Source organism: Methylobrevis pamukkalensis (genome assembly GCF_001720135.1).
Lineage (GTDB): Bacteria > Pseudomonadota > Alphaproteobacteria > Rhizobiales > Pleomorphomonadaceae > Methylobrevis > Methylobrevis pamukkalensis.
On sequence record NZ_MCRJ01000002.1, the window covers coordinates 62,740 to 84,467 of the forward strand.

Annotated in this window: 20 protein-coding genes and 1 pseudogene; 12 read left to right on the plus strand and 9 right to left on the minus strand. The window is 69.9% G+C overall.

Going from position 1 to position 21,728, the window contains the following annotated elements:
• Window positions 1–103 precede the first annotated feature (103 nt).
• The 5 genes and pseudogenes from nuoN (at window position 104) to A6302_RS01030 (ending at window position 5,915) form a co-directional block, all read left to right on the plus strand.
• Window positions 104–1,536: pseudogene (nuoN, locus tag A6302_RS01010) on the plus strand (NADH-quinone oxidoreductase subunit NuoN).
• Between the two features lie 4 nt (window positions 1,537–1,540).
• Window positions 1,541–2,299 carry a biotin--[acetyl-CoA-carboxylase] ligase gene (locus A6302_RS01015; protein WP_069305473.1) on the plus strand — a complete coding sequence of 253 codons (759 nt, stop codon included), beginning with the start codon at window positions 1,541–1,543 and terminating at the stop codon, window positions 2,297–2,299.
• A gap of 133 nt (window positions 2,300–2,432) precedes the next feature.
• Window positions 2,433–4,103 carry a ribonuclease J gene (locus tag A6302_RS01020; RefSeq protein WP_069305474.1) on the plus strand — a complete coding sequence of 557 codons (1,671 nt, stop codon included), beginning with the start codon at window positions 2,433–2,435 and terminating at the stop codon, window positions 4,101–4,103.
• Window positions 4,104–4,201: 98 nt separating this feature from the next.
• Window positions 4,202–4,606, plus strand: a complete 405-nt coding sequence (gene mce / locus A6302_RS01025) for a methylmalonyl-CoA epimerase (RefSeq protein WP_069305475.1) — start codon at window positions 4,202–4,204, stop codon at window positions 4,604–4,606.
• A gap of 166 nt (window positions 4,607–4,772) precedes the next feature.
• On the plus strand, window positions 4,773–5,915 hold the full coding sequence (locus A6302_RS01030) for an alpha/beta hydrolase (protein ID WP_069305476.1): 1,143 nt from the start codon (window positions 4,773–4,775) through the stop codon (window positions 5,913–5,915).
• A gap of 61 nt (window positions 5,916–5,976) precedes the next feature.
• Here the strand turns inward: A6302_RS01030 and A6302_RS01035 are convergent, their stop codons facing one another.
• From A6302_RS01035 to A6302_RS01065, 8 genes are all read right to left on the minus strand, one after another.
• A complete protein-coding gene (locus tag A6302_RS01035; RefSeq protein ID WP_069305477.1) occupies window positions 5,977–7,935 on the minus strand; it encodes a CHASE2 domain-containing protein in 1,959 nt (652 codons plus the stop codon).
• Window positions 7,932–8,063 (minus strand): hypothetical protein, encoded by a 132-nt coding sequence (locus A6302_RS25075; protein WP_280938799.1) that lies wholly within the window; start codon window positions 8,061–8,063, stop codon window positions 7,932–7,934. The genes A6302_RS01035 and A6302_RS25075 overlap by 4 nt, the downstream gene beginning before the upstream one ends.
• Window positions 8,060–8,620, minus strand: coding sequence for a Crp/Fnr family transcriptional regulator (locus A6302_RS01040; RefSeq protein ID WP_210183235.1), 561 nt, complete (start codon window positions 8,618–8,620; stop codon window positions 8,060–8,062). The genes A6302_RS25075 and A6302_RS01040 overlap by 4 nt, the downstream gene beginning before the upstream one ends.
• Before the next feature lie 95 nt (window positions 8,621–8,715).
• Entirely contained in the window at window positions 8,716–9,966 is a 1,251-nt protein-coding gene (locus tag A6302_RS01045; RefSeq protein WP_069305478.1) for a calcium-binding protein, read from the minus strand.
• On the minus strand, window positions 9,882–10,973 hold the full coding sequence (locus tag A6302_RS01050) for a calcium-binding protein (RefSeq protein ID WP_069305479.1): 1,092 nt from the start codon (window positions 10,971–10,973) through the stop codon (window positions 9,882–9,884). Before A6302_RS01050 ends, A6302_RS01045 begins: the two co-directional genes overlap by 85 nt.
• Window positions 10,974–11,097: 124 nt before the next feature.
• Window positions 11,098–11,886 (minus strand): SDR family oxidoreductase, encoded by a 789-nt coding sequence (locus A6302_RS01055; RefSeq protein ID WP_069305480.1) that lies wholly within the window; start codon window positions 11,884–11,886, stop codon window positions 11,098–11,100.
• A gap of 3 nt (window positions 11,887–11,889) precedes the next feature.
• Window positions 11,890–12,813, minus strand: a complete 924-nt coding sequence (locus tag A6302_RS01060; RefSeq protein WP_069305481.1) for a dihydrodipicolinate synthase family protein — start codon at window positions 12,811–12,813, stop codon at window positions 11,890–11,892.
• 20 nt (window positions 12,814–12,833) lie between these two features.
• Window positions 12,834–13,613, minus strand: a complete 780-nt coding sequence (locus A6302_RS01065; protein ID WP_069305482.1) for a 5-oxoprolinase subunit PxpA — start codon at window positions 13,611–13,613, stop codon at window positions 12,834–12,836.
• Window positions 13,614–13,850: 237 nt separating this feature from the next.
• On the opposite strand from A6302_RS01065, the gene pxpB reads away from it, so the two are divergent.
• Together pxpB and A6302_RS01075 are read left to right on the plus strand one after the other, a co-directional pair.
• Complete coding sequence (gene pxpB, locus A6302_RS01070; protein ID WP_069305483.1) at window positions 13,851–14,576, plus strand: 5-oxoprolinase subunit PxpB; 726 nt, start codon at window positions 13,851–13,853, stop codon at window positions 14,574–14,576.
• Window positions 14,573–15,586, plus strand: coding sequence for a 5-oxoprolinase subunit C family protein (locus A6302_RS01075; protein ID WP_069305484.1), 1,014 nt, complete (start codon window positions 14,573–14,575; stop codon window positions 15,584–15,586). Before pxpB ends, A6302_RS01075 begins: the two co-directional genes overlap by 4 nt.
• 10 nt (window positions 15,587–15,596) lie before the next feature.
• On the opposite strand, the gene A6302_RS01080 is transcribed toward A6302_RS01075, so the two are convergent.
• Complete coding sequence (locus tag A6302_RS01080) at window positions 15,597–16,526, minus strand: GntR family transcriptional regulator (RefSeq protein ID WP_342586182.1); 930 nt, start codon at window positions 16,524–16,526, stop codon at window positions 15,597–15,599.
• 202 nt (window positions 16,527–16,728) lie between these two features.
• On the opposite strand from A6302_RS01080, the gene A6302_RS01085 reads away from it, so the two are divergent.
• From A6302_RS01085 to A6302_RS01105, 5 genes are all read left to right on the plus strand, one after another.
• Window positions 16,729–17,538: an ABC transporter substrate-binding protein gene (locus A6302_RS01085; protein ID WP_069305485.1), complete on the plus strand. Its 810-nt coding sequence runs from the start codon at window positions 16,729–16,731 to the stop codon at window positions 17,536–17,538.
• Between the two features lie 115 nt (window positions 17,539–17,653).
• The gene (locus A6302_RS01090) at window positions 17,654–18,382 is read left to right on the plus strand and encodes an amino acid ABC transporter permease (protein ID WP_069305486.1); all 729 of its coding nucleotides are present in this window, start codon (window positions 17,654–17,656) and stop codon (window positions 18,380–18,382) included.
• Between the two features lie 56 nt (window positions 18,383–18,438).
• Window positions 18,439–19,203: an amino acid ABC transporter ATP-binding protein gene (locus tag A6302_RS01095; protein WP_069305504.1), complete on the plus strand. Its 765-nt coding sequence runs from the start codon at window positions 18,439–18,441 to the stop codon at window positions 19,201–19,203.
• 263 nt (window positions 19,204–19,466) lie between these two features.
• Window positions 19,467–20,627: a M20 family metallopeptidase gene (locus tag A6302_RS01100; RefSeq protein WP_069305487.1), complete on the plus strand. Its 1,161-nt coding sequence runs from the start codon at window positions 19,467–19,469 to the stop codon at window positions 20,625–20,627.
• Between the two features lie 3 nt (window positions 20,628–20,630).
• Complete coding sequence (locus A6302_RS01105; protein ID WP_069305488.1) at window positions 20,631–21,728, plus strand: mandelate racemase/muconate lactonizing enzyme family protein; 1,098 nt, start codon at window positions 20,631–20,633, stop codon at window positions 21,726–21,728.

Genomic DNA, 21,728 nt, shown 5'->3' on the forward strand with positions numbered 1-21,728 from the left:
TGCGGAGGGTGGGTGCACCGCCCGGCAGACCAAGAATGACACAGTCACGATTGACCGGCCCTTCCGGGGATGATGCGAGGGGCGGGTGCAAGAGGTAAACGCGATGATGGCCTTTCCCGATCTGATGCCGGCTCTGCCCGAGATCCTTCTGGGCGTCGGCGCGCTCGTCCTCCTGATGGTCGGCGTGTTTCGCGGCGAAAATTCGACCAATGTCGTCACGGGCATGGCCGTTGCGCTGCTGATCTGCGCCATCGGCGTGCTGGTTCTGGCCCCCGCGGACGGGGCGACCTTCGACGGCTCGTTCATCATGGACGGTTACGGCCGCTTCCTGAAGGTGCTGGTGCTGATCGGTTCGGCGGTGGCGATCGCCATGTCGGTCGCCTTCGCGCGCGCCGAGAAGTTCGAGCGCTTCGAGTATCCGGTGCTGATCGTGATCGCCACGCTCGGCATGCTGATGATGATCTCGGCCAACGACCTGATCGCCGTCTACCTCGGCCTCGAGCTGCAGTCGCTCGCGCTCTACGTGATTGCCGCCATCAACCGCGACCAGCTCCGCTCCACCGAAGCCGGCCTGAAGTATTTCGTCCTCGGCGCGCTGTCCTCGGGCATGCTGCTCTACGGCGCCTCCCTGGTCTACGGCTTCACCGGCCACACGAATTTCGCCGGCATCCACATGGTGCTGGAGCGTGACGGCGCCTCGCTCGGCTTCGTCTTCGGCCTCGTGTTCATGATGGCCGGCTTTGCCTTCAAGGTCTCGGCCGTGCCGTTCCACATGTGGACGCCGGACGTCTACGAAGGCGCGCCGACCCCGGTGACGGCCTTCTTCGCCGCCGCGCCGAAGATCGCGGCCATGGGCGTGCTGATGCGGATCGTGATCGACGCCTTCCAGCCGGCGACCGCCGACTGGCAGCAGATCATCGCCTTCGTCGCGCTCGCCTCGATGATCCTCGGCGCCTTCGCCGCCATCGGCCAGACCAACATCAAGCGCCTGATGGCCTACTCGTCGATCGGCCACATGGGCTTCGCGCTGGTCGGCCTTGCCGCCGGCACCGAGACCGGCATCCAGGGCGTGCTGATCTATCTGGCGATCTATCTGGCGATGACCGTCGGCGTCTTCGCCTGCATCCTCGCCATGCGCCGCGAGGACGGCAGCATGGTCGAGGAGATCTCCAGCCTCGCCGGCCTGTCGCGCACGAATCCGGTGATGGGCACGCTGCTGGCGCTGCTGATGTTCTCGCTGGCCGGCATCCCGCCGCTCGGCGGCTTCTTCGCCAAGTATTTCGTCTTCGCCGCGGCGGTGGACGCCGGGCTCTACTGGCTCGCCGTGATCGGCGTGATCGCCAGCGTCGTCGGCGCCTACTACTATCTGCGCATCGTCAAGCTGATCTTCTTCGACGAGGCCGCCGGGACGTTCAAGCGATGCCGGGCGAATTGCGCGTGATGCTCGGCCTGTCGTCGCTGTTCGTCGTGCTGTTCGTCCTCGTGGCCGGTCCGGTCACCTCGGCGGCAACCACCGCGGCAAGGACGCTGTTCTGAGCGGATGCGCGACCAGGGACCGGCGCTGCCGCAGGGCTACAGGGCACTCCGTCTCGAGACCGTCGGCTCCACCAATGCCGAGGCTCTGGAGCGCGCCCGCGAAGGCGATCCCGGTCCGGTCTGGATCACCGCGCGCCGCCAGGAGGGCGGGCGCGGCCGCCAGGGCCGGCGCTGGACGTCGGAGCCCGGCAACCTCTACGCAAGTCTGCTGCTGACCGATCCGGTCGAGGCCGCCCGGATCGGCGAACTGCCGCTGGTGGTCGCGGTCGCCGTGCATGATGCGGTGGCCGAGGTCCTGCCGCCGCCGCTGCGGCCGCGGCTGGCGATCAAGTGGCCGAACGATCTCCTGTTCGACGGCGCCAAGATCACCGGCATCCTGATCGAGGGCACGACCGTGCCCGCCGGCCGTGCCGTGGTGATCGGCATCGGCATCAACTGCGCCCACTATCCGGACGACGCCGGCTATGCGGCCACTGACCTTTCGCGCATCGGCGCGCCGGTCACGCCCGATGAATTGTTCGCGATTCTGGCGGAAAAGATGGCGGCACGGCTCGCCATGTGGCAGACACGAGGCTTCGCTCCGCTGCGTGACGCGTGGATGGCGCGTGTCGTCGGCATTGGCACGACGATCCGCGTCCGCCTGCCGCGCGAAGAACACACCGGCCGTTTCGAGGCTCTCGATGCCGGGGGCCGCCTGCTCCTGCGCAGACCCGACGGTCGGCTGGAAACCATTTCCGCCGGAGACGTGTTCTTCGGCGACTAGATCGGACGCGCGTGTCCGGGCAAACGACGCCCGGAATCTGAACGCGTCCCTACCGGATCGGCAGAATGACAGACTTTTCAGAACACCACGGACTGCGCCGCACGGGCGCCGTCATGACTTCGGGAGCCGCACGATGAACGCTCCCGTCCAGGACCTCGTCTTCCTCCCGCTCGGCGGCGTCGGCGAAATCGGCATGAACCTCGCGCTCTACGGCATGGGTCCGCCCCGTTCGCGCAAATGGCTGATGGTCGACTGCGGCGTCAGCTTCGGCGGCGACGACATGCCCGGCGTCGACCTGATCATGCCCGACATCCGCTTTGTGGAAGGCATCAAGGACAATCTCGCCGGCATCATCATCACCCATGCCCACGAGGACCATTACGGTGCGCTCTACGACCTGTGGCCGCGCCTCGGCGTGCCGGTCTACATGTCGCCCTTCGCCTCGGCGCTGCATGTCGCCAAGCGGGTGATGGAATACAACGCGCCGAAGATCGAGGCGGAGGTCTTCCGCCAGGGCGAGCGCCGCATGATCGGCGACTTCGACGTCGAGTTCGTTCCGGTCTCCCATTCGCTGCCCGAGCCGAACGCGCTGGTGCTGCGAACCCCCTTCGGCACCGTGCTGCACACCGGCGACTGGAAGATCGACAACGATCCGCTCGTCGGCCGCCCGATCGACCTGGACCGCCTTGCCGAGATCGGCGAGGAGGGGGTCCTCGCCATGGTCTGCGATTCCACCAATGCCACCCGCGAGGGCACCAGCCCGTCCGAGGGCGAGGTCGCCGTCGGCCTGCGCGAGGTGATCGCCGCCGCCGAAGGCCGGGTCGCGGTCACGATCTTCGCCTCCAACGTGGCGCGCATCCGTGCCGTGGCGCTGGCTGCGGCCGAGACCGGTCGCGAGGTCGTCGTCGTCGGCCGCGCGATCCGCCGGGTGATCGATGTCGCCGGCGAACTCGGCTATCTCGACGATCTGCCGGCCTTCCGCGAGGAGGAGGCCTACGGCTACCTTCCGCCGGAAAAGGTCGTGGCGCTCGTCACCGGCAGCCAGGGCGAGAGCCGGGCCGCCCTTGCCAAGATCGCCTTCGGCGAGCATCGCAACGTGACGCTGTCCAAGGGCGACGCCGTGATCTTCTCGTCGCGCACCATTCCGGGCAACGAGAAGGGTGTCGGCGCGATCAAGAATGCCCTCGCCGACCAGGGCGTGCGGATCATCACCGACTCCGATGCGCTGATCCACACCTCCGGCCATCCGCGCCGCGAGGAGATGCGCCGGCTCTACGGCATGATCAAGCCGCGGATTTCCGTGCCGGTCCATGGCGAGCCGCTGCATCTGGCCGCCCATGCCGAACTCGCCCGCTCCAGCGGCGTCGAGCAGGTGGTGTCGGCCCGCAACGGCCGCATGGTGCGCCTTGCGCCGGGCGATCCGGTCCTGATCGACAAGGTCGGCGCCGGCATCCTCGTCAAGGATGGCTATCTGCTCGCCCCGCCGGAGGCGTCGGGCGTGCTGGAGCGGCGCAAGGTCGGCTATGCCGGCGCGATGTCGATCGTGGTGATCCTCGACGGCCAGTCGGACCTCGCCGACGAGCCGGTCGTGACGCTGTTCGGCCTGCCGGACGCCGATGCCGAAGGCCGGCTTTTCCAGGGGCTCGTCGAGCAGGCGGTGGAGGGGGCGATCCTGTCGATCCCCAAGCCGCGTCGCCGCGACGAAGGGCTGGTGGCCGAGGCCGTGCGCCGCGCGGCCCGCGCCCGGGTCAACGAGAAGTGGGGCAAGAAGCCGCTTTGCGAGGTGGTCGTCACCCGGATATGAGCATCTGGCGGCCGGCCCTGCGCACCCTGCGCCGGGCCGGGTCCCGCCCGTTTCCGGCCGCTGTCCCTCAGGGCGCGGCCCTGCCGCGGAGGATGCTCATGATCGGACGCCTCAACCACGTCGCCATCGCCGTCCCCGATCTCGAGGCGGCGACCGCGCTCTACCGCGACACGCTGGGCGCGGTGGTCACCGCCCCGACCGCGCAGCCCGACCACGGCGTCACCGTGGTCTTCATCGAGCTTCCCAACACCAAGATCGAGCTTCTGGAGCCGCTCGGCGAGAATTCGCCGATTGCCGCCTTCCTCGAGCGCAACGCCAGCGGCGGCATCCACCATGTCTGCTACGAGGTGGACGACATCCTGGCCGCCCGCGACCGGCTGAAGGCCAGCGGCGCCCGCGTGCTCGGCAGCGGCGAACCGCGCATCGGCGCGCACGGCAAGCCCGTGCTGTTCCTGCATCCGAAGGACTTCAACGGCACGCTGGTCGAGCTCGAAGAGGCCTGACCGGCATCCGCGGTCCCCGTCATCGCCCCTGACCGGCAATGCCGGAGGATCGCGCTCGCCTCCTGCGTGTCTTGCGCATGTGGTACGTTCCGGTCTGCCGGGCTTTGCGCTAGGTTGGCGCGGAAAATCTCCTGGCGCGTGCCGGTGAGGCGTGGAGTGTGCTGGCATGTCGCTGTCGTCTTCGGGCCCTGCTTTGCCGGAATCCGCGGTCCGGATCATCTACGACCGCGGCCTCAGCGTGATGCGCTATGCGGCGTCCCGCACGGGCGATCGCGATACCCTGTTCGTGACCTTCACCGGCTTCGAGGGCAACCGCAACGACCGGCCTGGCTTCGGCGAAATCTTCCTCGGTCGCGAGGGCGTCAGCTGCCTGGCGGTCAAATGCGTCAACCGCAACAATTTTTCGGACATCTCGCTCGAGGAGATGCGGGAGGCGACGCGGGACCTGCGCGGCGCCTACCGGCGCGTGGTGACCTATGGCCAGAGCGGGGGCGGCTTTGCCGCGCTCTATTTCGCCTCGGCCCTGTCGGCCGATGCGGTGATCGCGATCAGCCCGCGCAACAGCCGCGACCCGAAGTACCGCCATAAGCGCACGGTCATTCCGGACGAATGGCAGGACACCCAGCGCCCGCTGCGCGAGGTGGATGACGGTACGCCGCAGAAGCTGGTGATCTACGACTGCTTCGAGCCGCAGGACCGGCAGTTCTTCGACAACGAGATCGCCGGGCTCGCCGGTCTGCGCACCATCGTGGTGCCCAACGCCGGCCATCCGGTGACGCAGTATCTGTCGGAAATCGACGTGCTGAAGCTGATCGTCCGCCAGATGCGGCGCGCCGACGACCCGGACCTGGTCGTGGCGGACCTGCGGGCGACCATCCACAGGACCCACCGTCAGAAGCGGCGTGCCAACCTGCATTATCTGACGATTCTTGCGCGGAGGGCCGCGATGCGCAAGAAGGCGGCGGCCTTCGACGGCATCGTGGCGCTGCTGGATGGTCGGCGCGGCAACGATGCCCACGTCCGCCGGATCGCCGGAGGTTACCGCGCCCTGCATCGTCCGGCCGCGTTTCGCGCCGAGGTCGCCGACGGGCTGACGCGGTTTCCGCAGTCCGAGAGGCTGCGCGAACTTGCCGCCGAGATTGCCGCACGCCGCGGGGAGCGGCCGGCGCCCGGAACAGGCGACAGGACGGGCGAGCGGGCCGGTGTCGGGCCGGACCGGCAGGTCCCGGGGAACGGCAAGCGCGGCCTGATCAAGGCCTTGCGCGGCCTGTTCGAGGCGGGTCCGCCCGGCAAGGAAGAGCAGACCTGACGTCTGCCGATCCTCCCGCAGACGGCGACCATGCCGGCAATCTGCGGCTCTCGCCGCTGCTTCAGTCTGTCCGTTCGTCCGGTGTGAACACCTCGAGCATGCCCCGGCCGCGCACGTCGATCCGGCCGAGCGAACGGAACGGTTCGTCCGGCAGACGCGCCCGGAACGCCGGGCCGACGCAGATCGTCGTGCCGAAGGTCTTGTTCAGCGCCTCCAGCCGCGCGGCGGTGTTCACCGCGCTGCCGTGGGCGGTGTAGTCGAGCTTGTCGCCGGCGCCCACATCCCCCAGCACCACCTCGCCGCTCTCGATGCCGATCCGCGTGCGCCCGAGCCCGGCGCTCCGCGCGGCCTCGTCCTGCGCAAACCGCGCCGCGAAGCTAGCGACGGTCCGGGCTGCGGCGAGCGCCCGCCGCGGATGGTCGCCAAGGTCCAGCGGCGCGTTGAAATAGGCATGCACCGCATCGCCGACGAACTTGTCGACCATGCCGCCCTCGGCGATGATCGCCGCCGTCACCCCCTCGAAATAGCGATCGAGCAGCCGCACCAGATCGGCGGGCGCAAGGCGGTCGGCCACCGCCGTGAAACCCTCGATGTCGGTGAACAGCACCGTGATGTCGCGCCGCTCGCCGTCGAGGCGGACCAGATCCGGATTGTCGACGATCCGTGCGACCACGGCCGGGGCCAGATGGCGCTCGAACCGCCGCCGCACCGCCGCCGCCTCGCGCCGGGCCGCCATTGCACTGACCGTGCCGGCAACCATCATGGCAAGGAGGCCGAGCAGCGGCGGCGACAGCGGATCGACCAGCCAGCCGCTCCGCAGATAGAGCAGCGTCGTCCCGATCGGCCAGAGCAGCGCGGCGAGACCGCCGAGTGTCACGGCCATGAGCGGGCTCGCACTGGCGCCGAGCAGGGCGCCGGCAACGGCCAGCAGCAGGGCGGCGCCGGCCTCGACCATCCAGGCCTTGTCCGGACGCACGGGCACACGATCCGACAGCATGGTCTCGAGGGCGTCGGCCTGAAGCTGCACCGAGGGCACCACCGGGCTCGCCGCGCCCGCTCGCAGCGCCCCGAGCGAGGGCGCCGAGCCGCCGATGAGCACGATCCGATCCTCCAGGCGCTGCGGCGGCACCCGCCCGGCGACGACATCGGCGGCAGAGACGGTGCGAAGCGGCCATGTGTCCGGCCGGCTCGGGCGCAGCCGCAGGGAGAGGTCGCGGCTCACCGGCAGGAGATGGGCGCCGATCCGGAGGTCACCGGTGCCGGGACGCAGGATGTAGCTGCCGGCGGCCTCGGCGGTGCGCAGCGTCTCTGCCGCAAGCCCCGGCACGACCGCTGTCCCCGCGACCGCGAGAAGCGGGACCTTGCGGATCGTGCCGTCGCCCGTGTCCTCCAGCGAGGCAACGCCGAGACCGGCGGCCTCGCCGGCAAGCGGCGCGTGCGGCAGGACCGCCCCGGCGCTGCGCCACGGCGCCACGGTCTCCGCCGCGCCCTCGAGCAGCAGCGGCACGTCGGGGATCTCGGCGCCGGCTTGATCCGACATCAGGACGCCGAGTACGGCGGGCACCGCCGAAAGGGCGACGGCAAGCCGCGCGTCGGGGTCCGGCAGCGCGGCGATCGCGGCGGCGAGCGCCGGATCGCCGGTGTCCTCAAGCAGACGCGCCGCGAGCGTGGCCGGCGCGGTGCGGTCTGCGCCGGCAAACACCATGTCGAAGGCGACGGCGCGCGGCAAACCGGTGGCGATCCGCTCGACCAGCCCGGCCATCGTGTCGCGCGGCCAGGGCCAGGGGCCGAGGGCATGCAGGCTTGCCGCGTCGATGTCGACGACGACGACGCGGCCGGAGGGAGGAGGCGGGTCCGCCAGCAGCAGAAGGTCGGTCGCAGCTTCGCGCCAGCGCTCGACGGTCGCCGAAGGGAAAAGCCCCGTGACGAGCGCGGCGGCCGCCGCCGCGCCCAGTCCGGCCAGCATCGCCCGCAGGCGCAGGCGCAGGCGGAAGCGGGACCGCGCCGGAGCCCGGGTCATCCGCCTTCCGCCGCCGCGGCGAGTGGAGCCAGCCGGCAGAGGAGTCCGGCATCGCTGCGCTGGATCGCGCCGGCCGCTTCCAGATCGAGAAGGGCCCGGTTGACCTTCGGCCGGCTCGCGCCGATCACGTCGCAATCTCGGACTGGGTGAGCGGCAGGTCGATCCGCACCGAGGATGCGTCGGCGCCGGCGACCTGCGGCCTTGCAAGGCCGAGCAGGAAGCGGGCAAGCCGGGCCTCCAGCCGGTAAAGTGCGACCGTCTCGAACTGCTCGGTCGTCTCGCGCAACCGGCCGCAGAGGAAGCGGATGACGGCTGCCGCGATCTGCGGCCGCGCCGCCATCAGCCGGTCGAGATCGGCCTTGGCGATGACGAGACCTTCCGTCTCGGCCGCGGCCGTCGCGTCGGCCGAGCGGGGGCCGCCGTCGAGCACCGCGATCTCGCCGAACAGACTGCCGGCCTCGGCGTGGCGCAGGGTCAGTTCGCGGCCTTCGGGCGACAGCAGCGACAGCCGCACCCGCCCGGAGGTGACAAGGATCATCTCCCGCCCGGCGTCGCCGCGCTGGAACAGCAACGTGCCGGCCGGCCACGCCCGCCGGCGCGCGAGCGCCGCGACCGCGGCGATGTCGGGATCGTCGAGGCCGGCAAACAGGCTCTGGGCGCGGAGAAGATCGGCGATGTCGGTCATGGAGATCATGTCGTGGAGTGCTGCGTCCCGACTATGGCGCAGCTCGTCGCCGATCACGACTCCCGAAGGTGCGATTTTCTCTGCCGATGCCGCCGTCACAGCAGGAAGTCGTCGACGGTCAGCTGATGGAGGCCGGTGAGCTCGACGAAGATGTCGGCGACACCGTCGCTGTCGATGAAGGCCTGGACGAAGGTGCGGTTGCCGGCCTCGTCGAGGATGACCCGGATCTGGCCGGCCGGGTCAGGGTCGGCGACGATCACGAGATCGAAGCCCTGGTCGCCGGCGAGGGCGGGATCGACGTCGATGAAGGAGAAGTCGAGCCGGTCCTCGCCCACCGTGAAGTCGACGATGACGTCCTGTCCGCCGGGCGTGTTGAGCGAGTCGCCCGCCCCAAGGAAGCGGAAGGTGTCCGCGTCCCCGTCGCCGCGCAGCGTGTCCGCACCGCCGTTGCCCGTGAGGATGTCGGCGCCGAAGCCGCCCTCGATCAGGTCGTTGCCGGCCCCGCCGGACATCTCGTCGTCGCCCACGTCGCCGATCAGCCGGTCGTTGCCGCCCTTGCCGAACAGGGTGTCGTTGCCGACGCCGCCGTTGAGCAGGTCGTCGCCGTTGCCGCCATCGGCCCGGTCGTCGTGGAAGCCGGCGAAGATCCGATCGTTGCCGTCGCCGCCGTTCATGATGTCTTCGCCGCTGCCGCCGGTCATCAGGTCGTTGCCGCGGCCCCCCGACATGCGGTCGATGCTCTCGCCGCCGCGCAGGGTGTCGTTGCCGCCCCGGCCGTCGAGCCGGTTCGTGCCGAAACGGCCCTCCAGAACGTTGTCGGCGCCGTCGCCGAGGAGAGTGTCGTCGGAATCGGTGCCGAGCACGGCCTCGATGCCGGTGTAGGTATCGCCTTCGGCGTCGCCGCGCCGCCCGGTCCCCGCCTCCAGGTCCACCGTCACGCCGGTCGAGGGCGCGTCGGGAATCTCGCCGAAAGTGCCGTCGACGGCGTCGGCGGGGGAGTCGGGCGCAACGCCGAAGTCCAGCGTGTCGAAGCCTTCGCCGCCGTCGATCGTGTCGGCATCGCCGCCACCGGCCAGAAGGTCGTCACCCGCGTCGCCGACGAGCTTGTCCGTCCCGAGGCCGCCGAACAGCCGGTCGTTGCCCCGTCCCCCGAGCAGCACGTCGGTGCCGTCGTCGCCGAACAGCAGGTCGTCGTCGTCACCGCCATCCAGCGTGTCGTCGCCGACGCCGCCGTCCAGCGTGTCGTTGCCGCGCGCGCCGATCAGCGTGTCCGTGCCCGAAAGACCGGAGACGAGGTTGCCGGCCTCGTCGCCGGTGATGCGGTCGCTGGAGTTCGATCCGACCACGTTCTCGATGTTGCGATAGTGATCGCCGCCGCGGTCGAGCCGGTGCCGCTGCCGACTCCGCCGTTCGCCACCGTGCCGAGCGTGACGTTGACGCCCGCGGCCGACTGGTTGAAGCGGATGGTGTCGATGCCCGTGCCGCCGTCGTAGACGTCGGCGCCAAGGCCCGCCACGAAGATGTCGTCGCCGCCGCGGCCGACCACGGCGTCGCTGTCGTCGCCGTCGAAGATCAGGTCGTTGCCTTCACCGCCGTCGATGTCGTCGAAGCCGGCGCCGCCGCTGATCTCGTCGTCGTCGGCACCGCCATCGATCTGGTCGTTGCCGGTGTCGCCGACGATGAAGTCGTCGCCGTTGCCGCCGAGCAGGATGTCGTCGCCGGCCCCGCCGTTGACGAGATCGTCGTCATCGCCGCCGTTGATCGCGTCGTTGTTCTCGCCGCCGAACAGCTGGTCGTCGCCGGCATCGCCGGTGATCAGGTCGTTGCCGGTGCCGCCGTCGACACTGTCGCCGCCGCCGCCGGCAAACAGGCGGTCCGATCCGCCCTGGCCGGAGAGGAAGTTGCCGATGCCGTCGCCGATGATCGTGTCGCTGAAGGTCGAGCCGATGACCTCCTCGATGCTGAAATAGCGGTCGCCGGCCGAGAAGCTGGCGGCCGCCCCACCGCCGATGCCCTGCGCGAGGTCCACGGAGACCGCGGTGGTCGAGGCCCGGAAATCGATGCGGTCGCGGTCGGTGCCGCCGTCGATCAGGTCGGCGCCGCGGCCGGCGAAGATCGTGTCGTTGCCGCTGCCGGCGAAGATCCGGTCGTTCGAATTGGTGAAGTCGGCATCGAGATCGAAGATCTGGTCCGCATCCGCCCCCGCGTCGATCCGGTCGTTGCCGTTGAAGGCGCGGATGATGTCGTTGCCGCCGAAGCCGTTCAGGCTGTCGTCGGTGCCGGCATCCACGCCCTTGATCAGATCCTCGACGGTGCCGCCGAGATTGCCGTTCCTGTCGTTGAAGGTGGTCATGGTCCCCGCTCCCGATCATGCTGCCCCGGCGCCCGTGCGCCCGATGACGGCAGTGAACGACAGACGGGGGCCGTGCGCTGTTTCCCCGGGAACAGTCCCCGAGGATCGCGCACGGCGCATCGGCTCAGACCGAGCGGATCGCCCCGCCGTCGCAGCGGATCACCGAGCCGGTGACGTAGCTGGCCGGTACGCCGCAGAGGAAGGCGGCGACGGCGGCGAACTCGTCCGGGCTGCCATAGCGGCCGGCGGGAATGGCCGCGCGCGAGGCGCTGCGCACCGCGTCGATGTCCTTGCCGCTCTTCTGCGCGGCGGCGGCATCGAGCTCGTCGACCCGGTCGGTCTGGATCCGGCCGGGCAGCAGCAGGTTGCAGGTCACCCCGTCGGCCGCGACCTCGGAGGCGAGCGTCTTCGACCAGCCGACCAGCGCGGAGCGCAGCGTGTTGGAGAGCGCCAGATTCGGGATCGGCTGGACGACGCCCGACGAGGCGACGGTCAGCACCCGGCCCCATTTCTCCGCGCGCATGCCGGGCAGCAGGCGGGTGGTGAGGTCGATCACCCGGAACACCATCGCCTGCGCCTGGGTGGCCAGCACGGCGGCGTCGATGGTCGCGGCGCCGCCCGGCGGCGGACCACCGGTGTTGTTGACGAGGATGTCGACCTTGCCGAGCCGGGCGAGTGCCGCCTCGGCCGTGGTCGCGGCGAAGTCGGCGTGCGTGAGGTCGGCGACGAGATGGTCGGCCCGGCCGCTGCCCTGCGCGTTGATCGCGGCGACGGCCTCGGAAAGCGCGGCCTCGTTGCGGCCGGTCAGCAGCACGTCGGCGCCCTCGGCCGCAAGTTTTGTGGCAATGGCGCGGCCAAGGCCGCGCGAGGAGGAGAGGACGAGCGCCTTGCGCCCGGACAGGCCGAGATCCATGGGTCAGAGGTCCTTGAGTTTGTCGGTGGTGCGGGCCATCAGCCGGTCGAGTTCGACCAGATCCGTCGCCGAGAGCCGGGGACCCGGTGCGCGGGTTGCGGCCGAGGCGATGGCGCCGCGCTTCATCAGGATCGCCTTGCGCACCGCAAGGCCGAACACCGGCTGCTGCTCGTGGCGCAGGATCGGCAGATAGGCGTCGAAGATGTCCTCGGCGCGGTCGGCCTCGCCGCCAAGATGCAGCCGCACGATCTCGACGAGCGCCTCCGGATAGGCAAAGCCGGTCATCGCGCCGTCCACGCCGCGGGCCAGCTCCTGCGGCAGGTAGAGCCCGCCGTTGCCCACGAGGATCGACAGCCGCGGCGATCCGGCCTCCTCGGCCTTGCGGATCGTCGTGATCTTCGGCAGGCCGGGGCAGTCCTCGTGCTTCAGCATCACGATCTGCGGCCGGTCGCGGGTGAGTTCGAGGATCGTGCGCGGCGAGACCGGCACCCCGGTGATCTGCGGGAAATCCTGGAAGCAGACCGGCACGTCGTCGCCGAGCGCGTCGCAGACGGCATGAAAATAGTTGACCACCCGGTCATCGCGCGCGGGCCCGCGCGCGGGCGCCACCATCACGCCGGCCGCCCCCTTGTCCATCGCGTGCAGGGCGAGCGCGGCGAGATTGCCGATGCCGGCATCCGACACGCCGACGATCACCGGCAGCGACGTGCGGGCGAGCACGCGCTCCAGCACGGTGATCCGCTCCTCGGCGGTCAGCTTGTCGGCCTCGCCCATGATGCCGAGGATGGTGAGGCCCGTGACGCCCTTCTCGGCATAGAAGTCGATCAGCCGGTCGAGGCTGGCAAGGTCGAGGGCGCCATCGTCCGTGAAGGGCGTGGCGGCGATGATGTAGACGCCGCTGGTGTGGCGGTCGATCCGGTCGGCCATGTCGGGTGTCTCCGAAGAGGTCAGGAAAGGTGGGGCAGGGCGAAAGGAGCGATGTCGACGCCGGCGGCCTCCAGCGCGGCGCGCAGGGCGCGGGCGATGGCGGGGGCGCCCGGCGTGTCGCCATGAATGCAGAGCGTGCCGGCCTCGACGGCAAGGCGCTTGCCGCCGACCGTCGGGATCGCGCCCTCCGTCACCATCGACAGCACCTGCGCGGCGCTCGCCTGCGGATCGTGGATCACCGCGCCCGGCGCGGAGCGCGGCACGAGCCGGCCGTCGTCGAGATAGGCACGGTCGGCAAACACCTCGCAGACGGTGGCAAGCCCCGCCGCCTCGGCCGCCCGCATCGCCTCCGAATAGGGTGGCACGACGAGGACCAGTTTCGGGTCGACCGCCTTGACCGCGCGGGCGCAGACCGCGGCGAGGGTCGCGTCCTCGGCGGCCATGTTGTTGAGGGCGCCGTGGGTCTTCACGTGGCTGATCGGCCAGCCGAGGCTTGCCGCCATGCCGGCGACGGCGGCGATCTGGTAGATGAGTTGCGCCTCCAGATCCTCCGGCCGTTCGCCGGAAATGCGCCGGCGGCCGAAGCCGTAGAGATCCATGAACGAGGGATGGGCGCCGACCGCGACGCCGCGCGCCTTTGCCCCGAGGATCGTGGCGCGGATCACCGACGGGTCGCCGCCGTGGAAGCCGCAGGCGACGTTGGCGCTGGTGACGAGATCGAGCATCGCCGCGTCGTCGCCGACCGTGAAGGCGCCGAAGCTCTCGCCCATGTCGCAGTTGAGGTCGATGCGCCGCGCCATCGCGTGGGATCTCCGTGGAGAAGCGCCCACCGTCTCGATTGCGGCATCGATTGCGACGGGCCTTTCCACCGGGATACCGGCACGGGCCGAACTTCGCAAGTCGGCTTGTATATTATGCGGCATGATGAACAATCTTTGGGCATCGATTTTCCGGTCGTGCGAGTGGCACGGCGCGGCCTTCGCGTCGTAGCATCGCGCCGAAGGGCGAAGCCGGCCCGAGGATCGAAAGGACCATGTGTGACCATCTGGCCGAGACTGCGCAGCGCCGGCGACCGGGCCATCACCATCGAGTTTTCCGACCGCATCGACGATGCGGTCAATGCGCAGGTGGTGGCGCTCGGCCGGACGCTCGCCGACGACCCGATCGGCGGCGTCGAGGAATGGGTGCCCACCTACCGCTCGCTGCTGGTGCTTTATGATCCGGGGACGATCCGCGGGGCGGCGCTCGGCGCGCGGCTGATGGCGCGGGCAGAATCGCTCGATGTGGTCGCGGCCGACGCCCGCCATCTGGAAATTCCGGTGGTCTACGGCGGCGCGGCCGGGCTCGATCTGGGAAGCCTTGCCGCCGAAAAGGCGATGGCGCCGGAGGATCTGGTCGCACTGCATGCGGGCGCGGGCTACCGGGTGCACATGATCGGCTTTGCCCCGGGCTTTGCCTATCTCGGCGGCCTGCCGGAGGCGCTGCATGCCCCGCGCCTTGCCGAGCCGCGCCAGAGGGTGGCGGCCGGCGCGGTCGGCATCGGCGGCCGCCAGGCGGGCATCAATTCCGTGCCCGGTCCGAGCGGCTGGCGCTACATCGGCCGCACGCCGCTGCGGCTGTTCGATCCGGCCCGGGCCGAGCCCTTCCTGCTGCGCGCCGGCGACCGCCTCCGCTTCCGCGCCATCGGGGCCGACGAGGCCGCCGAGATGGACGCACGGATCGCAGCCGGCGAGGCATCGGTGCCTGACGGGGCGACGTCATGAGCGCGGCACGCCTCACCGTGGTCGCCGCCGGCCCGCTCACCACCGTGCAGGACCGCGGCCGCCGCGGCTTCCTCCATGCGGGAGTCTCGGTCTCCGGTCCGATGGACCCGGCAGCGCTCGATCTGGCCAACGCCCTCGTCGGCAACGATGCAGACGCGGCCGGCCTCGAATTCTTCGGGCCCGGCGGTCGCTACCGCACGGACGCCGACCGGCGCATCGCCGTGACCGGCGGCGACGTGGACATCCGTATCGCCGGGCGCAAGGTCGAACCGTGGGAAAGCCATCTGCTGCCCGCCGGCGAAGACCTGGTCGTCGGCGCGTTGCGGGACGCTGTCTGGGGCACGATCGCGGTCTCCGGCGGCATCGACACGCCGCCTGTGCTCGGCGCGCGCGCCACCCATCTGCGCACCGGCGTCGGCGGCCATGAGGGCAGGGCGCTGCAAACCGGCGACGTGCTGCCGCTGGGCGAGGCCGAGGCCGGCCCGCTGCTGCGCCTGCCCGCGCCCTACCGGCGGGAGGCCGGACCGCTGCGCCTCATTCCCGGCCCGCAGGACGATCTCTTCTCTCAAGAAACCTGGGACGCGCTGCTCGGCGCGGACTTCACGGTCTCCGCCCTGCGCGACCGCATGGCGACGGCGCTCGACGGACCGCCGCTTCGCGCGATCGCCGGCCATGACATCGTCTCCGACGGCACGCCCGCCGGCTCGATCCAGGTGCCCGGCTCCGGCCGGCCGATCGTGCTGATGGCCGAGCGCCAGACCGCCGGCGGCTATCCGAAGATCGCGACGCTCGCCTCCGTGGACCTGCCGCGCCTTGCCCAGATGCCGGGCGGGGCCACGGTCCGCTTCGTGACGATCACCCGCGAGGCGGCGGAAGACCTGCTTCTCGCCGAGCGCCGCCGGCTGCGGGATCTCATGGCCGGCCTCGTCACGGCCGCGGCCGGCCCGCCAACGTCGGAATTCCTGCTGTCGGTCAATCTCGTGAGCGGCGTGACGGCGGGGCAGGGGTAGGCGCACGCCCTCACGAGGCGACCTTGCGCGGCTTGCGCGTGGCCGGCCTGTCCTGCGGGTCGGCCTCGTCGAACGCATGGGCGAGATGGTCCTGCATGCGCCGCGAGGCGGCGGCAAGATCGCCGGCCGCGACGGCGTCGATGATCGCCAGATGCTCGCGCACCCAGTCCTTGACGCGGCGGCGGTTGCCGTAGCCGGCAAATTCCAGAAGCCGCCGCAGCCGGTTCTGCTGCTGGATCGCCTGCAGCACGAAATTGTTGCCGCTGAACTCGGCCAACAGTTCGTGAAAGGCGGCGTCGGTCTCGTAGAGCAGCTTGCCGTCCACCTCGGTGATGTCCGGGTGCGAGATCAGGAACAGATGCTGCAGCCGGCAGCGCTCCAGCGCGGCCATGTCGGCGCGAAAGGTCGGCATCAGGAAGCCGGCCGGCTCCAGCGTCAGCCGGAACTGGTAGCTCGCCCTGAGGGTGGCGGGGGAATCGAGCGTCGGCAGGAAGGTCCAGCCGTGGCCCTTGTTGCGGGCGACGAGACCGTCCTCGGCGAGACGGGCCAGCGTGCGCAGCATCACGGCGCGGTCGACGCCATAGCGCCGGGCGATCTCGCTCTGGGTCAGCGATCCGGGAATACGCCCGGCGATCCGGTCGCCGACCAGCTTCTCGAACAGGTCCTGCTCGGCGCTCGCCGGCACCTCGAACTCGATCCGCGTCAGCGCATCGAAGGGCTGGACCAGAAAATAGCCCTGGTTGCGCCGCGCCTCGACCACCCCGCGCTCGGCCAGCAGCGCCAGCGCCATGCGCACGGGCGTGCGCGACACGCCGAGCAGATCGCCGAGCTGCTGTTCGCGCAGATGGTGGCCGGGCTCGAACCGCGCCTCGCGCACGAGGTCGAGAATCTGGTTGGCGAGGCGGAAGCGATTTTGTCCCGGCGAACGGCCCACGGTCACGGCGAAGTATCCATTGATCGCACGATTGTCGGTCTTCGATACAATCTTCGGCATGAGAATGCCATGGCGCCGTCCGGGCGAATGCATGAAAAACGGGCAGGGATGCGAACATATGCAGCTTGACTCAAGGGGGTGTCAGGTTTGTACATTGTTAGTCAGAAAATCCAATAAGAAACCGCCACGCCACCAGAAGGGACCGACCATGCTCCGCAAGACCCTCCTCGCTCTCCTTGCCTCCGTCGTCATGACCGGCGCGGCCTCGGCCGCCGAACTGCCTGCCGACGGTCTCGTCGAAAAGGGCAAGCTCACCTATGGCGTCGCCGCCACCTTCGCTCCCTTCGAATTCCAGAAGGACGGCGAGCTCACCGGCTTCGACATCGACCTGATCAAGGCGCTCGGCGAAAAGCTCGGCGCCGAACTCGTGCCCATGAACATGGAGTTCAAGGGCCTGATCCCGGCGCTCCAGGGCGGCCGCATCGACCTGATCAACTCGGCCATGTACATGAACCCGGCCCGCGCCGAGCAGGTCGACTTCGTGCCCTATCTCAAGATCGGCAACCGCGTCGTCGTCGCCGCCGGCAATCCGAAGGGCATCACCGGCCGTGACGACACGCTCTGCGGCACGACCATCGCCGTCACCCTCGGCGGCATCCAGGAGAGCCAGGCCCGCGCCGACGACGCCCGCTGCAAGGCGGCCGGCCTTGCCGCCGTCACCGTGATGACGCTGCCGACCGCGCAGGACTCGACCCTGACCCTGCGCCAGGGCCGCGCCGACGCGATCTACGATTCCACGCCCGGCGTGGTGCAGATGCTCGTCGAGGTGCCGGACACCTTCGAGGCGGTCGGCGAGGAGTTCGAGTCCGACACCAGCATCGGCATGGCCGTGCGCAAGGGCGACGCCGCGCTGAAGGCCTCGCTCGAGGCGGCGCTGCAGGAAATCGTCGCCGACGGCACCTATGCGAAGATCATCGAGAAGTGGAACCTGCCGGCCACGGTCTCGCTGTTCGACTGACCGAAATCGAAGGTCTCCGCCGCCTTGCGGCGGGGGCCCCTTTCGCGGCGGTCCGCCCGGCTTCGGCCGGGTGGACCCCGGCTCCTCTCGCAGGGGCCTGGCAGAGGAACTCCTGATGTCCCTGGACCTCGTCTTCGACTATCTCGTCTCGCCGGTGTTCCTGCGCGGTGCGCTGATGACGCTGCTCATCACCGTCTGCTCGCTGTTCTTCGGCGTCCTCACCGGCCTCGTGATCGCCCTGGTGCAGGAGACGCGCTCGAAGGCCGGCAACATGGTGGTGCTGGTCTATCTCTGGCTGTTCCGGGGTACGCCGGTGCTGTTCCAGATCATCTTCATCTACAACGTGCTGCCCTCCTTCGGCATCCGCTTCACCGCCTTCACCTCGGCCGTGCTGGCGCTGTCGCTGAACGAGGGCGCCTACATGGCGGAAATCCTCCGTTCCGGCCTCCAGGCCGTGAAGAAGGGGCAGCGCACCGCGGGCCTTGCGCTCGGCATGACCGGCGCGCAGGTGATGCGGCTGGTGGTGCTGCCCCAGGCCGCCCGGATCGTGCTGCCGCCGATCGGCAACCAGATGATCGGCATGCTCAAGCTCTCGGCCCTCGTCTCGGTGGTCGCGGTGGAAGAACTGCTGCTCGTCGCCAACCAGGTCGCCAGCGCCAACTTCCGCTATTTCGAGGCGCTCACCGCCGCCGGCCTCTACTACCTGGCGCTGACCACGGTGTTCATGGTGCTGCAGGGCATGATGGAGCGTTCGCTCGATCCCAAGCGCCGCCGCGTCGGCAGCCGGACCCCGACGCTGATGGAGCGGCTCACCGGCTCGATGGTGCGGGCGAGCGTCCGATGACCGCCGCCCCGCTGTCCACCGCCGTCCTCACGACGCCCCCGCGAAAGGCCGACGCCATGACCACGCCGACCAGAGCCGAGTTGAAGTCGAAACCCCTCGTCGAGGTGATGGCCATCGACAAGAGCTTCGGCCCGAGCCGCGTCCTCAAGCAGTGTTCGCTCGACGTCCGCACCGGCGAGACCGTGGTGATGATCGGGCCGTCCGGGTCCGGCAAGTCCACCTTCCTGCGCTGCCTGAACCTGCTGGAGCCGGTCGACGGCGGGAACATCTTCTTCGAAGGCCGCGACATCACCCGCGAGCGCGACAAGGCGCATCTCGTGCGCCGCGAGATCGGCATGGTGTTCCAGAGCTTCGAGCTGTTCTCCCACCTCTCGGCCGCCGAGAACATCATGCTGGCGCCGATGAACGTGCTCGGCCTGTCGCGCCTCGACGCCCACGATCTGGCCACCGAACTCCTCGGCAAGGTGCGCATTCCCGACAAGGCCGACGCCTTCCCGGACGAGCTCTCCGGCGGGCAGCAGCAGCGCGTCGCGATTGCCCGCGCGCTCGCCATGAAGCCGAAGATGATGCTCTACGACGAGCCGACCTCGGCGCTGGATCCGGAGATGATCCGCGAGGTGCTGGACGTGATGGCCGACCTCTCCGCCGAGGGCATGACCTCGATCGTCGTCACCCACGAGATGGGCTTCGCCCGACGCGCGGCCGACCGGATCGTCTTCATGGAGAGCGGCGAGATCATCGAGGCGGCAACCAGCGAGGCCTTCTTCGGCGGCAGCGTCGGCGAGCGGGCCCGGCGCTTCCTCGACCAGATTCTCCACTAGAGGTTCAGGCGAACGAGAAAATCCGCACTCCCGACAAAAAGTATTTCGGAACAAAGCGTTATCCGGATTTCATGACTCTCTTTCGGGGCTTCGGCCCGAAGGCTCGGAAAGCGGAATCAGAACTTCAGCCGGAGGCAATTCCACCGCCTGCACAAGGCGTTACCTGCAGAACACGACTCTCCGCGATCACCTGAAATCCCGGCGGCGAGATCGCCGACCTCGATACGGCCAGACCCACAGAGCACACCGGACCCCGCTTGCCCATGACCAGCATCGACCCCGCGCGGATGACCCGCGACCTTGCCCGCCTCATCGCGATCGATACCCAGAACCCGCCGGGGCGGGAGACCGAGGCGGCCGATCTCGTCGCCATCCTCCTGCGCGAGGCGGGCTTCTCGGTCGAGATCCTGCCCTATGCCCCGGACCGGGTGAATGTGGTCGCGACCCTCGTCAACGGCGCCGGGCCGACCTTTGCCTTCAACACCCACATGGACGTGGTGCCGGTGGGCGAGGGCTGGTCGTCCGACCCCTTCACCCTGCGCCGTGACGGCGGCCGGCTCTACGGCCGCGGTGCCTGCGACTGCAAGGGACCGCTCGCGGCGATGATCGAGGCACTGCGCCTCCTCGCCGCCGACCGCGCCCGCTGGTCGGGCACGCTGATGGGCGTCTTCGTCGCCGACGAGGAAGTGGCGAGCGTCGGGGCGAAGACCTATGCGGCAAGCCGGCCGTCCATCGACTATGCGGTGGTCGGCGAGCCGACCTCCAACACCGTCTTCTCCGCCCACAAGGGCAGCCTGCGGCCGATGGTGCGCGTCCATGGCCGCACCGCCCATTCCGGCACCCCGCATCTCGGCGAGAACGCGGTCTACCGCGCCGGCCAGCTGCTGGAGCTGATTGCCGCCGAACACGAGACGAGGGTCCGACACATCACCCATCCGCTGGTCGGCGGGGCGAGCCTCACCGTCACGCGCATCTCCGGCGGCGAGGCCGACAACGTGCTGCCGGGCACCTGCGACCTGCTGCTCGACCGGCGCATGGTGCCGGGCGAGGACGAGGAGACGGTGAAGCGTTCGATTGCCGACCTGCTTTCGGCGGCCCGGGACAGCCACGGCATCCGTGCCGAGATCACCGGCTTCAAGCCCACCACCGGCGGGGCCTGCGAGACGGCGGCCGACGACCCGGTGGTGATCGCCAGCCTCGACGCCTGCCGCACCCACGGGCCGGCGAACGCTGGCCCCTTCGGCTTCCAGGGCGCCTGCGATCTCGTCCACTTCGTCAATGCCGGCGCCAAGGGCGTCGTCATCGGCCCCGGCGATCTCGCCGTCGCCCACAAGCCGGACGAATACGTGCCCGAGGACGAGTTCCTTGCCTCGGCGCTGATCTACCGCGACGTCGCCGCCGCGATGCTGGCGCGGGGAGCCTGAGCCATGCGCGTCTCGCTCCACGCCGCCGACCTCTCCTATGCCGGCGGCCTCGGCCTCCACACCGCCTCGTCCGGCGCGATCAGCCATCTCGCCGAACTCTACCTGAAGCTCGACGACGGCACCCATGTCGCGGTCGGCGAGACCCGCACCAACATCGCCTATCTCAACGGGCTGACCCGCGACGCGGTGATCGACGACGCGGTCGCCGCCGTGGCCGCGCTCGATCTGACCGCCGATCCGCGCGACCTCCTCGCCGACCTCGACCGTCTGCTCGCCGGATGTCTTGCCCCGGTGCGGATGCTGGTCGACATGGCGCTGCATGATCTTGCGGCCCGCCGCGCCGGCGTGCCGCTCTGCGACTTTCTCGCGCCCGGCGCCAAGGCCGGGGCCGTGTCGCACCCCACCAACCAGACGCTGTTCTGGTCGCCCTTCGAGACCTTCAGGGCGCAGGCCGCGGCCTATGTCGCGCGCGGCTTCCGGGATCTGAAGGTCCGCATCGCCGCCGGCCCGTTCGAGGACGACCTGGCCCGCATCGGCGCCCTGCGCGCGGCCTTCGGCGACACGGTGAAGATCGCCGCCGACGCCAACGGCATGTGGGGTGAGGACGAGGCGATCGACCGGCTGAAGCGCCTGTCGATCTTCGATCTTGCCTATGTCGAGCAGCCGGTGGCGCCGGGCGACTGGGCGGCGATCGCCCGTGTGGCCGAGGCCAGCCCGATCCCGCTGATGCTCGACGAGAGTCTGGCGAGCGAGGCCGACATCGCCCGCCTCGTCGCTTTCGGCGGCCGGATCTACGGCCATCTGAAGCTGGTCAAGCTCGGCGGCCTCGCGCCGACCTTTGCGGCCGCACGGCGCCTGTCGGCGGCGGGCGTGCCGTTCATGATCGGCCAGATGAACGAGGGGGGCGTGTCCACCGCCGCTGCCCTTCACCTTTGCCGCGCCGCAGGCCCGGACTTCGCCGAACTCTACGGCGCCGACGGGCTGATGGCCGATCCGGCCGACGGCCTCGTCTACGCCGACGGCAACCTGCGCGTCGCCGCACGGCCCGGCCTCGGCATCCACTTCGATCCGTCCAAGACCCACACCATCCGGGAGTTCTGA

Excerpts from the sequence above, each read along its gene's own strand:
- A6302_RS01015 (WP_069305473.1), top strand. The coding sequence starts at position 1,541 with ATGCGCGACCAGGGACCGGCGCTGCCGCAGGGCTACAGGGCACTCCGT.
- A6302_RS01020 (WP_069305474.1), top strand. The coding sequence starts at position 2,433 with ATGAACGCTCCCGTCCAGGACCTCGTCTTCCTCCCGCTCGGCGGCGTC.
- mce (WP_069305475.1), top strand. The coding sequence starts at position 4,202 with ATGATCGGACGCCTCAACCACGTCGCCATCGCCGTCCCCGATCTCGAG.
- A6302_RS01030 (WP_069305476.1), top strand. The coding sequence starts at position 4,773 with ATGTCGCTGTCGTCTTCGGGCCCTGCTTTGCCGGAATCCGCGGTCCGG.
- A6302_RS01035 (WP_069305477.1), bottom strand. The coding sequence starts at position 7,935 with ATGACCCGGGCTCCGGCGCGGTCCCGCTTCCGCCTGCGCCTGCGCCTG.
- A6302_RS01040 (WP_210183235.1), bottom strand. The coding sequence starts at position 8,620 with ATGACCGACATCGCCGATCTTCTCCGCGCCCAGAGCCTGTTTGCCGGC.
- A6302_RS01050 (WP_069305479.1), bottom strand. The coding sequence starts at position 10,973 with ATGACCACCTTCAACGACAGGAACGGCAATCTCGGCGGCACCGTCGAG.
- A6302_RS01055 (WP_069305480.1), bottom strand. The coding sequence starts at position 11,886 with ATGGATCTCGGCCTGTCCGGGCGCAAGGCGCTCGTCCTCTCCTCCTCG.
- A6302_RS01060 (WP_069305481.1), bottom strand. The coding sequence starts at position 12,813 with ATGGCCGACCGGATCGACCGCCACACCAGCGGCGTCTACATCATCGCC.
- A6302_RS01065 (WP_069305482.1), bottom strand. The coding sequence starts at position 13,613 with ATGGCGCGGCGCATCGACCTCAACTGCGACATGGGCGAGAGCTTCGGC.
- A6302_RS01075 (WP_069305484.1), top strand. The coding sequence starts at position 14,573 with ATGAGCGCGGCACGCCTCACCGTGGTCGCCGCCGGCCCGCTCACCACC.
- A6302_RS01085 (WP_069305485.1), top strand. The coding sequence starts at position 16,729 with ATGCTCCGCAAGACCCTCCTCGCTCTCCTTGCCTCCGTCGTCATGACC.
- A6302_RS01090 (WP_069305486.1), top strand. The coding sequence starts at position 17,654 with ATGTCCCTGGACCTCGTCTTCGACTATCTCGTCTCGCCGGTGTTCCTG.
- A6302_RS01095 (WP_069305504.1), top strand. The coding sequence starts at position 18,439 with ATGACCACGCCGACCAGAGCCGAGTTGAAGTCGAAACCCCTCGTCGAG.
- A6302_RS01100 (WP_069305487.1), top strand. The coding sequence starts at position 19,467 with ATGACCAGCATCGACCCCGCGCGGATGACCCGCGACCTTGCCCGCCTC.
- A6302_RS01105 (WP_069305488.1), top strand. The coding sequence starts at position 20,631 with ATGCGCGTCTCGCTCCACGCCGCCGACCTCTCCTATGCCGGCGGCCTC.